Source organism: Roseicella frigidaeris, assembly GCF_003258945.1.
In the GTDB taxonomy this organism is placed as follows: domain Bacteria; phylum Pseudomonadota; class Alphaproteobacteria; order Acetobacterales; family Acetobacteraceae; genus Paracraurococcus; species Paracraurococcus frigidaeris.
In genome coordinates this window covers 15,631-27,791 of sequence record NZ_QLIX01000037.1, presented here as the reverse complement: position 1 = coordinate 27,791, position 12,161 = coordinate 15,631, and the positions used below count along the sequence as shown (strand labels likewise).

Sequence of the window (12,161 nt, the reverse complement as noted above, 5' to 3'; positions counted from 1 at the left end):
CCGCCTCCGCCCAGAAAGCCGAGGCTAGCGTCCGAACATGGGTCAACTCTCAGTGGCAACTTCACCCCAAACCAGGTCAGATCTCAGTGGCAATCAACACCTGCGGCCACACGAAGCGACCCTTCTCCAACCTCTTGGCCACGAGAACCAGGCCCTGACCGTCCCAGACCAAAATCTTCAGCAGGTCACCCCGACGGCCACGAAAGCAAAAGACCGCGCCGCTGTACGGATCCTGCGAGAGCACGGTCTGCACCTGCGCGGCCAAGCCGTCGAAGCCCTTGCGCATGTCCGTCGCGCCGCAAGCGAGGTAGACACGCGTGCCAGGCGGCGGGCCGAACATCACCGACCACCAAGTTCGGCCAGCACGCCCCGCAGCACCGCCATATCCACTCGGCCGCTGGCACGCACTGTCGCACCCGAGGGCAGACCGATCTCGATCACCCCGGCCGCGTCAACCACACCCTCCCGCGCCGGCCGCGGTCCTTCGACACGCGGCACCTCCGGCACCACCGCCACCGGCACGAACCCCGACACCGCCGCCGCCAGCATCTCCTTGCGCCAGGTGTAGATCTGTCCCGTGCTCGCCCCGTTCCGGTCGGCTACCGTCTGAACCACCGCACCGGGCTGCAGGCTCTCGCGCACGATCCGCAACTTGTCCTCGTCCGGCCACTCGCGCCGCCGCACCGGCCGCACCTCAACCCGAACGCCCCGATCCGGGCGCGCTCGCATCGTGCCCTTCCGACCGTCATAAGAACCCGCTCCGAGCGGTTCCGCCACGTCAGCTTCGTCCGTCATGCCCGCTATCTCGGCAGGCAAGCCCGGGCATCTCAAGGCCACTGATGGCTGACGCTTACGTTCGCCGCCACATAGCGCACCCCGAGGTCGCGGTGCGTCGCCCGCTCGATCCGCCGCGAGGAGAAGATCCCCATTGCGTAGCAGTAGATCAGCAGCGCCAGCAGCAGGCGCGGGTGATACTGCGCCTTGCCGCCCGGGATCGGCCGCACCGCCAAAGCCCCGAGCGGCACCCGATCCACCGCTGCCACTACGAAGTGCGCCACGTCGTCCGCCGGCAGCCAGTCCTTGGCATTCGGCGGCAGCAGAAAAGCCTGCTCGCGGCTGAACGGAATGAACCCTGTCATGCCCGCCAGATTCGCCGATTTCAGACCAGATGGGAATCCGACAGGCTGCTAGCGCATCAATGGGCGAAAGGGGGAACCCTGCGGGGTAGTCGTCAGACCGGGCCTTTGTTGTAGCACTCTTGAGACTCGTTCCCGTGGAAGGGCCTCGATGATGTGCGCGACGGCTTTTGTAACTGTCGCAGAGGGTGCGTTCGCCTTCGTTGGATTCTTGCGTAGGTCAAGGCGACCCAAGCCTCAATAGCTCAGTCTACTCTGCCGCCAGCGGCATCTCCCACCGCGGCAGCACCGCCTGCAGCGCCGTGATCAGCTTGGCGATCATCGCATCCGTGTGGAAGGGCGTGGCGCAGAGCCGCAGCCGCTCCGTCCCCCGCGGCACGGTCGGGTAGTTGATCGGCGTGGCGTAGAGCCCGTGCTCCTCCAGCAGCCGCCGGGCCACCTGGCGGCAGAGCTCCGCCTCGCCAACCATCACCGGCACGATGTGGCTCGGCGCCGGGATGCGGGGCAGCCCGGCCGCGTCCAGCGCCGCCTTCAGCGCCGCGCCGCGCTCGGCCAGCGTCTCGCGCCGGGCGTTGTCGCGCTTGAGCTGCCGCACGCTCTCGAGCGCCGCGCCGGCCACCGCCGGCGGCAGGGCGGTGGTGAAGATCAGCCCGCCGGCGACGCTGCGGATGAAGTCGACCAGGTCGGCCTCGCCGGCGACATAGCCGCCGAGCACGCCGAAGCCCTTGGCGAGGGTGCCCTCGATCAGGTCCACCCGGTGCGCCACCCCGTCCCGCTCGCTGATGCCGCCGCCCGTCGCGCCGTAGAGGCCGACCGCGTGCACCTCGTCGAGGTAGGTCAGGGCACCGTAGCGCTCGGCAAGGTCGCAGATCGCCCCGATCGGGGCGATGTCGCCGTCCATCGAATAGACGCTCTCGAAGGCGATCAGCTTGGGCGCCTCGGGCGGCGCCGCGGCCAGCCTGGCCTCGAGGTCGGCGAGGTCGTTGTGCTTCCAGATGACCCGCTTCACGTCCTTCGCGTGCCGCATGCCGGCGATCATGGAGGCGTGGTTCTTGGCGTCGGAGAAGACCCAGAAGCCCGGCAGCGCCTCCAGCACCGCGGTCAGCGCCGCCTGGTTGGCGATGTAGCCGGAGCCGAAGAGCAGGGCGCCGCCCTTGCCGTGCAGGGAGGCGAGCTCGGCCTCCAGCGCCGCGTGCAGGGGCGAGGTGCCGGAGATGTTGCGGGTGCCGCCGGCGCCGGCGCCGTGCTGGTCGATCGCCCGGGTCGCGGCCGCGAGCACCGCGGGATGCGCGCCCATGCCGAGATAGTCGTTGGAGGACCAGACGGTCACCTCTTGCAGGCCGGCCGGGGCGTGCCAGCGATAGACCGGGAAGCGGCCCGCAAGTTTCTCCAGATGGGCGAATTCGCGGTAGCGGCCTTCCCGGCGCATGGCGCCGAGCGTGTCGCGGCAATGGGCAAGGAGGGTGGCGCCGGTGGTTGTGGAAGCGAGGGAGCGTGACTTCATGTTCTAGAATCCCGTGTGAGGGCCGCCGTCTCGCGCCGCGAGGGGCGGCCTGGCCCGGATCGATCGAGGAGAGCCAGCTGCCGGTCCGCGTCTCCTGGCCGTCCTCGCGGGTCGTCAGTGACTGGTCCCTTCGGAGAGGGCGATCTTGTTAAAGACATTGTACTTGCCCGAAGGACGGCGCATCGGCAGCCGCGTCACCTCCTCGAAGGTCTCGGTGTCATAGACAACGACCGCGCCGTCGTCCTCCCAGACGCTGACCAGAGCGTGGCGGCCGTCGCGGGTGAACTCCACATGCGCGGCGGTGCGGCCTGGCGCGGGACGCAGGCGGCGCACCACCTGCATGCTGCGCTTGTCGATCACCTGAATGGTGTCCCGCGCGCCGGGCGCGCCCATCATGCTGTCCGTCCAAGCATAGGGCGTGCGCTCGTGGCTGCGGAGGAAGAAGCCGGGCCCGTCGGTGGGAATGCGCGCTGCGATCGACCAGTCCGCCATGTCGATCACGTCCACCTCTGGCCGCTTCAGGTTCGGCGTCGCCATCAGGCGCCGCCCGCCCTCCATCCAGGTGATGCCGGAGCCGAGATGCGGCAGGCCTTCCAGCGGCACCTCCGCCACGGGCCGCCCGACGGTGAGGTTGACCACCACCGCCCGGCCGCCCTCCCGCGCCGATCCCAGCAGGTTGCGGTAGGCGGGGTCGAACATGAAGTCGTCCAGCGGCTCCTCCACCGCGATGCGGCGCAGCGCGAAGAGGCCGGCGGATGCGGCGAGCCCCTCGGCCATTCCCTTTTCGTGGTTGTGGACCAGGCCGGTGTACACGGGCGGCGCATCGTCGTCGTAGGAGACCTCCCAGACCTCGGGGGTGTCTTTCATCGCCACCACGAAGCTGCGTCGCGGCCGCGCGTCGTAGACCGCGCTGACGCGCGAGGTGGTGCCGCCGCGCAGCCCGACGGCCGGGATGACGCGCTTCACCGAGAGGTCGCCGGCATTCAGCAGCACCAGGCTGCGGGGCAGATAGTTCGCCACCGCGACGAAGCGCCCGTCGCTCGAGAGCGCGACGTTGCGGCTGTTGATGCCGGCCCGCACCTCGGCGACCGGCTGCAGGCTGTAGAGGTCGTATTTGGTCACCCAGCCGTCGCGCGACATCAGGTATGTGAAGCGCCCGTCGGCGGAGAATTTCGGGCCGCCATGCAGCGCGGGCCGCGTCGGGAAGCGCCGGATCGGCACGAAGCGGTCGCCGTCCAGCACGGTGACGTGGTGGTCCCCCGTCTCCACGACCAGGAACAGGTTGAGCGGGTCGGCATCGAAGACCGGCCGCGCCGGCAGTTGCTCCGGTGGCACCAGCACCTGCCGGGACGTCTCGATCTCCGCCGCGTCCCAGCGCAGCCCGGCGGGCGCGGGCCGGAAAAGGTGCGCGGCCAGCGCCTCGATCTCGGACCCGGAGAGCTGGCTGGCGAAGCCCGGCATCTGCGTCGCCGGGCGCCCCTTGGCGATCACCTCGGCCGCCGCCGCGGGGCGCAGGCGGCCCATGCTCTCGGGCAGCAGCGCCGGGCCACGGCCGCCCAGCCGCTCCGCCCCGTGGCAGGCGGCGCAGTGCTGGCCGTAGAGCGCGGTCCCGTCGGGCTGCGCCGCTGCCGGGGCAGCGAGCAGAGCCGCCAACAGGCTAAGCGAGAGCCAGCGCATGCGCGTCCTCCACCGGGGCAAGGCCGATCTCCGCATCGCTCAGGTAGCAGCCGGGGTCCTCGGCCCAGGCGTCGCCGCCGGCGCGGAGGGGCCGCACGCGGCTGCTGCCGTTGCAGATGTCTAGGTGGGAACAAGCGCCGCAGCGGCCGGTGACGGCGCGCGGCCGGGCGCGCAGCCCCGCCAGCAACGGGTTGGCGAGGTCAGCCCAGATTGCGGAGAATGGCCGCTCCTTCACATTGCCCAGGCTCACATGCCACCACATGGTGTCCGGGTGGACATGGCCGAGATTGTCGATGTTGGCGATGGCCACGCCCGAGGAATTGCCGCCCCAGCGGCGCAGCATCGCCTCCAGCCGCGCCGCGCGCTCCGGCACGCGGCGCCGGGCCCAGTGCAGCAGGTAGACCCCGTCAGCGTCGTTGTTGCCGGTCGTCACCTCGCGCTCGATCCCCCGCCGCGCCTGCTCCCAGCAGCGTTCGAACAGCAGGTCCATGGCGGCCCGCGTCATGGCGTGCTCGGCATCGTCGCCGCGGTTGCGGTTGCCGCGGCCGGCATAGTTGAGGTGGGAGAGATAGAATTTCTGCACCCGCTCCGCCTCGGCGAGGTCGAGCAGCGCCGACAGCTCCGCGGCGTTGTCGCGGGTGAGGGTGAAGCGCAGCCCCACCTTCAGCCCGCGCTCGCGGCAGTGCCGCACCCCGGCCAGCGACCCCGCGAAGGCGCCGGGCTGGCGGCGGAACCGGTCATGCGTCGGCTCCAGCCCGTCGAGGCTGATGCCGACATAGTCGTAGCCGATCGCCGCGATGCGGTCGGCCACCGGCGCGTCGATCGGCGTGCCGTTGGTGGAGAGGCCGACATAGAAGCCCATGGCCTTGGCGCGGGCCGAGATCTCGAAGATGTCCGGCCGCAGCAGCGGCTCGCCGCCCGAGAGGATCAGCGCCGGCACGCCGAAGCCGCGCAGGTCGTCCATGACGGCGAAGACCTGCGCCGTCGTCAGCTCCCCGGGGAAGTCCACGTCGGCGGAGATGGAGTAGCAGTGCCGGCAGTTCAGGTTGCAGCGCCGGATCAGGTTCCAGATCACCACCGGCCGCGGCGGGCCCGGGCGCGGGGCGGGCCGCGCACGGGACGGGGCGGCCGGCGCCGCGCCCTCAGGTACGGCGAGTTCCCGCATCAACTGGGACAGCCTGAGCATCGGTCCTCTCCCTGGAGCATTCCCAGGCTGGCTGGACAGCGTGGGAATGCTCCACATCGTTGTTGGAGAGCAGATTCACGCCTAGGGGCGTTTCCGCCCTGTGGCGATCTGCTCTAGCCCACCAAGCGCAGCCCGGTCTTCTTCAGGATGCGGCTACTGAACAGCACCTCGCGCGCCCGCACCGCCTCGCCGAGCACGACGGCGATGGTCTCCACCCAGTGCAACGCCTCCTCGCGCGTGCGGCCATGCACCATGGTGAAGAGGTTGTAGGGCCAGTCCGGGGGATGCCTCGGCCGGCGGTAGCAGTGGCTGGAGAGGCCGAGCGCGGCGATGCGGGCGCCCAGCGCGTCCACCCGCTCCTCCGCCACCTCCCAGACCGCCATGCCGTTGAAGCGGTAGCCCAGCGCGTAGTGGTTCGGCACGGCGCCGATGCGGCGGATCGCGCCCTCGGCCAGCAGCCGATGCATCCTCGCCATGACCTCCTCCGGCGTGAGGCCGGCGGCGGCGGCGACGGCGTGGTAGGGGCGCGGCACCAGTGGCAGCCCGTCCTGCGTCGCGGCGACGATGCGCCGGTCGGCCTCGTCCATCCGCTCAGGCCTCCAGCCGGAGGCCGACATGGTACTCGGCCTCGCGCGGCATGTTCAGCACGGCGAGCCCTGTCTCGGCCTCGATGGCGCGGATCGTCACGGCGATCGCGGCGGCGCTCTCCGTCGCCAGCACGAACCACATGTTGAGGCGGTGGTCGCGCTCGTAGTTGTGCGCGACCTCAGGATGCGCGTTGACCAGCGCCGCGACCGCCTCGAAGCGCTCCGTCGGCACCGCCATGGCGGCCAGCGTCACGGCGCCGCCCAGGCCCTCGGCCTTCCAGAGCGGGCCGAAGCGGGAGAGCACGCCCTCCGCCCGCAGCGCGGCGAGGCGGGCAAGCAGCGTCGCCTCGTCGATGCCGAGGCCCTCGGCCGCGGCGGCGAAGGGCCGCTCGCAGACCGGGAAGCCGCCCTGCAGGGCGTTCACGATGCGGCGGTCGAGCTCGTCCACGCCACCTCCTCCGCCGGCGCCGGCCCGAAGACCGCGCCGCGCTGCTTGAACCGCCTTCCGCTGAACAGCACCTCCCGCGGCACCTCCCGCAGGCCCGCGGCCTCCGCCGCCCAGTCCAGCGCCCGCAGCACCGCCGCGCGGTCGCGGCCGTGGATCATGCAGAACAGGTTGTAGGGCCAGGCGGGCGGGCGCCGCGGCCGGCGGTAGCAGAGGGTCACGCCCGGCGCCGCGGCCAGGGCCCGCCCGGCTGCCTCCACCATCCCGTCCGGCACGTCCCAGACCACCATGGCATTGGCGCGGTAGCCGAGCTCGTGGTGCCGCACCACCACGCCGAAGCGGCGGACCACCCCGCGCGCCTGAAGCCCGCGCAACGCCGCCAGGGTCTCGCCCTCGCTCAGCCCCAGCGTCTCGCCGAGCGCGGCGAAGGGGCGCGGGTGGAGCGGCAGCCCGTCCGCCAGCGCGGCGAGCAGCGCGCGTTCCGCCTCGGTCACGTCCATCGCAGGGGGAATCCCAGGTCGATTCGGTACTCGGCCTCGAGCGGTAGGTCGAGCACGGGCAGGCCGGTCGCCGCCGCCGCGCGTGCCAATGCCGCCGCGACGCCGACCGCGCCGGCCGCGGTGACGACGAACCAGAGGTTCAGCCGGTGCTCCCGCTCGTAGCAATGGTTCACCTCGGGCAGGGCGGCGACCAGCGCGCCCACCTCCTCCAGCCGATCCGCCGGCACCGCCATGGCGGCCAGCGTGCTGCGCCCGGCGGTGTTCGGCCGCACCACCGCGCCAATGCGCGAGATGGCGCCGCAGTCCTGCAACGCTGCGAGGCGGGCGATCACCTCCGCCTCCTCCAGCCCGAGCTCGCGCGCCATCGCGGCATAGGGGCGCGGCTCCAGCGGCAGGTCACGCTGGAAATCGTCCAGCAGGCGGCGGTCGGTCTCGTCCAGCGGCACCATGGCTAGAAGCCGATCCGCCCGGCGCGGGCGGTGAGCAGGATGCCGCTCGGGCTCTCGGCCGGCAGGGAGGCGATCCGTGCCAGGCTGCGCGTGTCGAAGACCTCCACCCGGTTTATGTCGCGCACCGAGATCCAGGCCTGCTCGCCACGCGGGGTGAACTCCAGGTGCATCACACCGCGGCCGAGGGTGAAGGCGTGCACGACCGAGAGGCTCTCGGTGTCCACCACCTGCACCACGTCGTTGCGGGGGTGCGCGAAGTTGACCCAGACCTGCCGCCCGTCTGGGCGCGCCACGGCGAAGACCGGCTGGCCGTGGACCGCGACGCGGCCGCGTTCGGTCCAGTCCCACCGGTCCGCCACCAGTAGCTCGTGCCGGCCGATCGCCGGCAGGAAGACCTGCTCGCCCGCGACGGCCCAGCCGCGCAGATGCGGCATCTTGAACACCGGCAGCGGCTCCTCGCCGCGCCCGTAGCCCGGCAGCACGCGCTGCACGCCGCGCTCGGGATGCCAGAGGTCGATGCGGGTGAGGCCGTCCTCGCCAAAAAGGCCGGCGATGTAGTGGCGCCCGTCTGGCGTGACGAAGCCGTCATAGGGTTGGCGGCCGGCATCGCGGAAGCGCCGGATCTCCGGCGCGCCGCCCTCCGGCAGCGCCACCGTCCAGACCTCGTCCGCGTCGTAGAGGCTGAAGGCGAAACCGCGCCCGGGAATGTCCGCGAGGCCGACCACCTTGGAGCGTGCCGCGCCCTCCGGGCCGTACGCCGCCGGGATATCCTCCACCGGCTCCAGCGTAACGCTGTCGAACACCCGCACCCCGCCCGGCTCGTAATTGCCCACCGCGACCAGCCGCCCGTCATCGGAGATGGCGCCGCCGATGGAATTGCCGGCCTGCAGGACGCGCCGGTTCAGCTCCCCCTGCAGCAGGTCGATCTTGTTGAGGCCGCCGTCGCGGCCGAAGACGAAGGCGTAGCGGCCGTCGCGGGAGAACACCGCCGAGGCGTGCGAGAGGTCGCCGAGGCCGGTGATGCGGCCGAGGGCGCTCCGCCCCGTCGTCTCCACGATCTGCACGCTGCCCGAGGCGCGCTCGACGACGAGGCCGAGATCGCCGGTGCCGCGCTCGGCCGTCATGGCCTCGGCGCGGCCGGCGGCAAGCGCGGCGGCGGCCAGCCCGCCGAGAAGGCCGCGCCTACCGGGCATGGGACACGCCCTGCCGCAGCGTCTGCACCATCCACCGTGCCTCCTCTGCCGAAAGCTCCTCCCGCCAGGGCGGCATGGGCGTGCCGCGGACCCCTTGCAGGATCACCTCCGCCAGCGCCTCGTCACTGCGGCCGGCCAGCGTCTCGGGCAGCAGGGGCTTGCCGAGGCCGCCGCGCATGGTCAACCCGTGGCAGGAGCCGCAATCATGCAGCAGCAGGCGCCGCAGCTCCGCCTGACGCTCCGGCGGAACCTCGGCACGTGCCGTACCGGCGAGGAGGAGCGTGGCCATCAGCAGCGCCCGCCTAGGCCGAGGCCAGCGCATGGCAGGACTGCTCGGCCGGGGCGAGCGCCACCACGCGGCCGATGATGAAGAGCACGGGTCCCTCGCCCCTCAGCGCCGCCGCCGCCCCGGCAAGGGTGCCGAGGGTGGCGACGAGATGCCGCTGCCGTGGCGTCGTGCCGCTCTGCACCGCGGCCGCCGGCGTCGTGGCCGGCAACCCGGCGGCGAGCAGCCGATCGGCGATCCGGCCGATCTGGCCGAGGCCCATGTAGACCACCAGGGTGGTGTCCGGGTCGGCTAGCCCGGCCCAGTCCAGCTCGAGCGGCACACCGTCCTGCCCATGCCCGGTCACGTAGCGCAGCCCGTGCGCCAGGCCGCGCTGCGTCAGCGGCAGGCCGAGCGCCGCGGCACAGCCCGAGGCGGAGGTGACGCCCGGCACCACCTCCACCCGGATGCCGTGGCGGCGCAGATGCGCCGCCTCCTCCCCGCCGCGGCCGAAGGTGAAGGGGTCGCCCCCCTTCAGCCGCACCACCTCCAACCCGCTGCGGGCCAGGTCCACCAGCAGCGCGTTGATCTCGTCCTGGCTCGCTCGGTGCCGGCCCGGCGCCTTGCCGACATCCAGGCGCAGCGCCGCAGGCGGCGCCAACGCCAGGACCTCTGGCGAGACCAGCCGGTCGAAGACCACCGCCTCGGCGCGCTCCAGCAGCCGGCGCGCCCGCACGGTCAGCAACTCCGGGTCGCCCGGCCCGGCGCCCACCAGGTGGACCGGCCCAAGACCGTGCCCCGGGCCACTGCGGTCCGGCATCGTCCGACCGTCCGGCATGGCGGTCAGTAGATGTCGCGCTGGGTGTTGTAGACGTTGAACTTGCCCGTGGGCGTCACCAGGCGCTTGTCCTTGATCACCTTCACCAGCTTCCGCGTGCGGTCGTCCACCACGACGATGGCGGATTCCTGCGACTGCGAATTCCAGACCGAGAACCACACCTCCGTGCCATCCTTGTTGAACTCCGGCTGCACTACGCGGCGCTGGCCGCCGGTGATGCCAGACCACTCGCCGATCGGCAGCACCTCATAGGGCTTGTCGAGGTCCTTCAGGTCGAAGACCGCGGCCGAGGAGGCGATCTCCGGCTCCGGGTTCAGGGTGGTGTCGACGTAAAGGTTCTGCGACCGTGGGTGGGTCTTGACGAAGAGCGAGCCGCCGCCCTGGCCGTGCAGCTCCTGCACCACCTTCCAGGCCTGCTCCGGGTGCTTCTCCGGATCGGTGCCGATCAGGGAGACGGAGTCGCTGCCGAGATGCCCGGTGGCCCAGACCGGCCCGAAGCGCGGGTGCTCGAAATTCGCGCCCCGCCCCGGATGCGGCGTGGTGCTGACCTCCACCATCTGCACCAGTTTACCTTCCTTGGTGTCGATGACGCCGACCTTGTTGCGGGCATTGGCCGCCACCATGAAGTAGCGCCCGCTGCGGTCGAGGCCGCCGTCGTGCAGGAAGCGGTCGGCGCTGATGGTGGTGACGCGCAGGTTCTTCAGGTCCTCGTAGTTCACCAGCAGGACCCGGCCGGTCTCCTTCACGTTGACGACCCATTCGGGCCGGTGGTGCGTGGCGAGGATGGAGGCGACGCGCGGTTCGGGGTGGAACTCCTGCGTGTCCACGGTGTAGCCGCGGGTCGATTCGACGCGCAGCGGCTCGAGCGTCGGCCCGTCCATGATGACGTATTGCGGCGGCCAGTAGCCGCCGGCGATGACGAATTGGTCCTCGAATCCCGCGGCCTTGGACGTCTCGACCGAACGCGCCTCATACCCGATCCGCACCTCGGCCACCGAATCCGGCGTGGGTAGCCAGAGATCGATCAGGTTCACCTTGCCGTCGCGGCCGATCACGTAAAGGTAGCGGCCAGAGGCGGAGGGGCGGGAGATATGCACCGCATAGCCGGTGTTGATGACGTTCACAATCTCCTTAGTGTCGCCGTCGATCAGCGCGATCTGCCCGGCATCGCGCAGCGTCACCGAGAACAGGTTCTCGATGTTGATCCTGTTCTGCTTCGAGGTGGGGCGCTTGTCGACCGGCAGCGTCACCTTCCAGGTGTTGCGGATCTCGGCCAGGCCGAATTCGGGCGGCTGCGGCGGCTCGTTCAGCAGGAAGCGCGCCATGATGTCGATCTGCTTCTCGGTCAGATCGCCCGAGGTGCCCCAGTTCGGCATGCCGGCCGGCGAGCCGTAGTTGATGAAGTCCTTCAGCGCCTCGTAGCCGCGCTCACGCGTGATGTCGGTGGTGAGCGGCTTGCCGGTGGCGCCGCGGCGCAGGACGCCGTGGCAGCCCGCGCAGCGCTGGAAGTAGATCTGCCGCGCCTCGTCGAACTCCGCCGAGGTCAGGGTTGGGACGCCCGGCACCGCGCCGGGCGGACGCACCGGCGCCTGCTGCAGCACGTCGAGGCTCGGCTGGTACTGTCCCCCAGGTGTCGTGTTGTGGGTCTCTTTCGACGGCACCGGGCCGGCCTGGGCAGCTGGTGCGTGGGGCGTTGGGGCAAAGGTTGGCTTGCTACCAGACGCGGCCGAATTTGGCTGAGGTGAGGCCTGCTGCGCCTGTGGCGAGGCGGGGGCAACTTGGCCTTCCTTTGCGCCGGGCGCGGGCTTTGCCTCGACCGGCACACCGGCCCCGGGCTGTGTCGGTCGGACCCCCGGCGTCGTTGTGGTGCCCTGAGGTGGCTGTGCGGACTGCTGGGCATGCCCCCTGGTTTCCGGCAGGCCGACCGAAAGTGCGGCCGCCGCCACTGTCAGCAGGAGAGCTTCGCGCAGCCGCATCATGGTCGATTCCCGCCTTCCAAGTGCTAAGTCAGAGGAAGGCTACTGAAAGTCGGCCGGGCTGAATTTGCGCTACGACAAATACGGGCGCGACTTTGTATTCCGTACTTCGCGATCACCCGCGTCGTCCTTGTTTTTGTTTTCTCGCGTGTAAGAGGGGACCATGCAATGTTTGCGGAGTCGTAAATATATCGTTGCGATATTGATCGCGGTCGCTTTCGTCCTACTGAATGGGGCGGGGAGGGCAGCCGACGATGCTCGGCGGGCCGTCCTGCCCGGTGCGGACCGCTTCGGCGCGTCGGAGGGCGTCCCTCCCGCCACGCCCACTTTCCGCGGCGAGGAGCGGGTAGGCTGGGTGTTCTCGACCCGGGAAGTTGCGAGTGGGGGTGGCTACAGCGCACGGCC

At 71.0% G+C, this 12,161-nt stretch carries 13 protein-coding genes and 1 pseudogene; all 14 read right to left on the bottom strand.

Annotation, left to right across the window (positions count from 1 at the left end):
• Nucleotides 1-76: 76 nt before the first annotated feature.
• On the bottom strand, nucleotides 77-340 hold the full coding sequence (gene tnpB, locus DOO78_RS24965) for an IS66 family insertion sequence element accessory protein TnpB (RefSeq protein ID WP_111472610.1): 264 nt from the start codon (nucleotides 338-340) through the stop codon (nucleotides 77-79).
• The gene (tnpA, locus tag DOO78_RS24960; RefSeq protein ID WP_111472609.1) at nucleotides 340-795 is read right to left on the bottom strand and encodes an IS66-like element accessory protein TnpA; all 456 of its coding nucleotides are present in this window, start codon (nucleotides 793-795) and stop codon (nucleotides 340-342) included. The genes tnpB and tnpA overlap by 1 nt, the downstream gene beginning before the upstream one ends.
• A 44-nt stretch (nucleotides 796-839) precedes the next feature.
• Nucleotides 840-1,139 (bottom strand): annotated as a pseudogene (locus DOO78_RS24955) (transposase); the annotation flags it as partial.
• 247 nt (nucleotides 1,140-1,386) lie between these two features.
• The gene (gene hemA / locus DOO78_RS24950; protein WP_111472608.1) at nucleotides 1,387-2,640 is read right to left on the bottom strand and encodes a 5-aminolevulinate synthase; all 1,254 of its coding nucleotides are present in this window, start codon (nucleotides 2,638-2,640) and stop codon (nucleotides 1,387-1,389) included.
• Nucleotides 2,641-2,754: 114 nt separating this feature from the next.
• The gene (locus DOO78_RS24945) at nucleotides 2,755-4,317 is read right to left on the bottom strand and encodes a nitrite reductase (protein WP_111472607.1); all 1,563 of its coding nucleotides are present in this window, start codon (nucleotides 4,315-4,317) and stop codon (nucleotides 2,755-2,757) included.
• The gene (nirJ, locus tag DOO78_RS24940; RefSeq protein WP_111472606.1) at nucleotides 4,298-5,503 is read right to left on the bottom strand and encodes a heme d1 biosynthesis radical SAM protein NirJ; all 1,206 of its coding nucleotides are present in this window, start codon (nucleotides 5,501-5,503) and stop codon (nucleotides 4,298-4,300) included. The genes DOO78_RS24945 and nirJ overlap by 20 nt, the downstream gene beginning before the upstream one ends.
• 113 nt (nucleotides 5,504-5,616) lie before the next feature.
• On the bottom strand, nucleotides 5,617-6,090 hold the full coding sequence (ahbB, locus tag DOO78_RS24935) for a siroheme decarboxylase subunit beta (RefSeq protein ID WP_243634783.1): 474 nt from the start codon (nucleotides 6,088-6,090) through the stop codon (nucleotides 5,617-5,619).
• A 4-nt stretch (nucleotides 6,091-6,094) separates the two neighbouring features.
• Nucleotides 6,095-6,538 (bottom strand): Lrp/AsnC family transcriptional regulator, encoded by a 444-nt coding sequence (locus DOO78_RS24930; protein ID WP_111472604.1) that lies wholly within the window; start codon nucleotides 6,536-6,538, stop codon nucleotides 6,095-6,097.
• Nucleotides 6,511-7,035 carry a siroheme decarboxylase subunit beta gene (gene ahbB, locus DOO78_RS27760; protein ID WP_165839075.1) on the bottom strand — a complete coding sequence of 175 codons (525 nt, stop codon included), beginning with the start codon at nucleotides 7,033-7,035 and terminating at the stop codon, nucleotides 6,511-6,513. Before ahbB (DOO78_RS27760) ends, DOO78_RS24930 begins: the two co-directional genes overlap by 28 nt.
• Complete coding sequence (locus tag DOO78_RS27755) at nucleotides 7,026-7,484, bottom strand: Lrp/AsnC family transcriptional regulator (RefSeq protein ID WP_165839074.1); 459 nt, start codon at nucleotides 7,482-7,484, stop codon at nucleotides 7,026-7,028. The genes ahbB (DOO78_RS27760) and DOO78_RS27755 overlap by 10 nt, the downstream gene beginning before the upstream one ends.
• Before the next feature lie 2 nt (nucleotides 7,485-7,486).
• Nucleotides 7,487-8,677, bottom strand: a complete 1,191-nt coding sequence (locus tag DOO78_RS24920; protein ID WP_111472603.1) for a cytochrome D1 domain-containing protein — start codon at nucleotides 8,675-8,677, stop codon at nucleotides 7,487-7,489.
• Nucleotides 8,667-8,966: a c-type cytochrome gene (locus tag DOO78_RS24915; RefSeq protein ID WP_111472602.1), complete on the bottom strand. Its 300-nt coding sequence runs from the start codon at nucleotides 8,964-8,966 to the stop codon at nucleotides 8,667-8,669. The genes DOO78_RS24920 and DOO78_RS24915 overlap by 11 nt, the downstream gene beginning before the upstream one ends.
• Nucleotides 8,967-8,979: 13 nt before the next feature.
• Complete coding sequence (cobA, locus tag DOO78_RS24910; protein ID WP_111472601.1) at nucleotides 8,980-9,762, bottom strand: uroporphyrinogen-III C-methyltransferase; 783 nt, start codon at nucleotides 9,760-9,762, stop codon at nucleotides 8,980-8,982.
• A gap of 23 nt (nucleotides 9,763-9,785) precedes the next feature.
• Nucleotides 9,786-11,441 carry a nitrite reductase gene (locus tag DOO78_RS24905; RefSeq protein ID WP_279387831.1) on the bottom strand — a complete coding sequence of 552 codons (1,656 nt, stop codon included), beginning with the start codon at nucleotides 11,439-11,441 and terminating at the stop codon, nucleotides 9,786-9,788.
• Nucleotides 11,442-12,161: the final 720 nt, after the last annotated feature.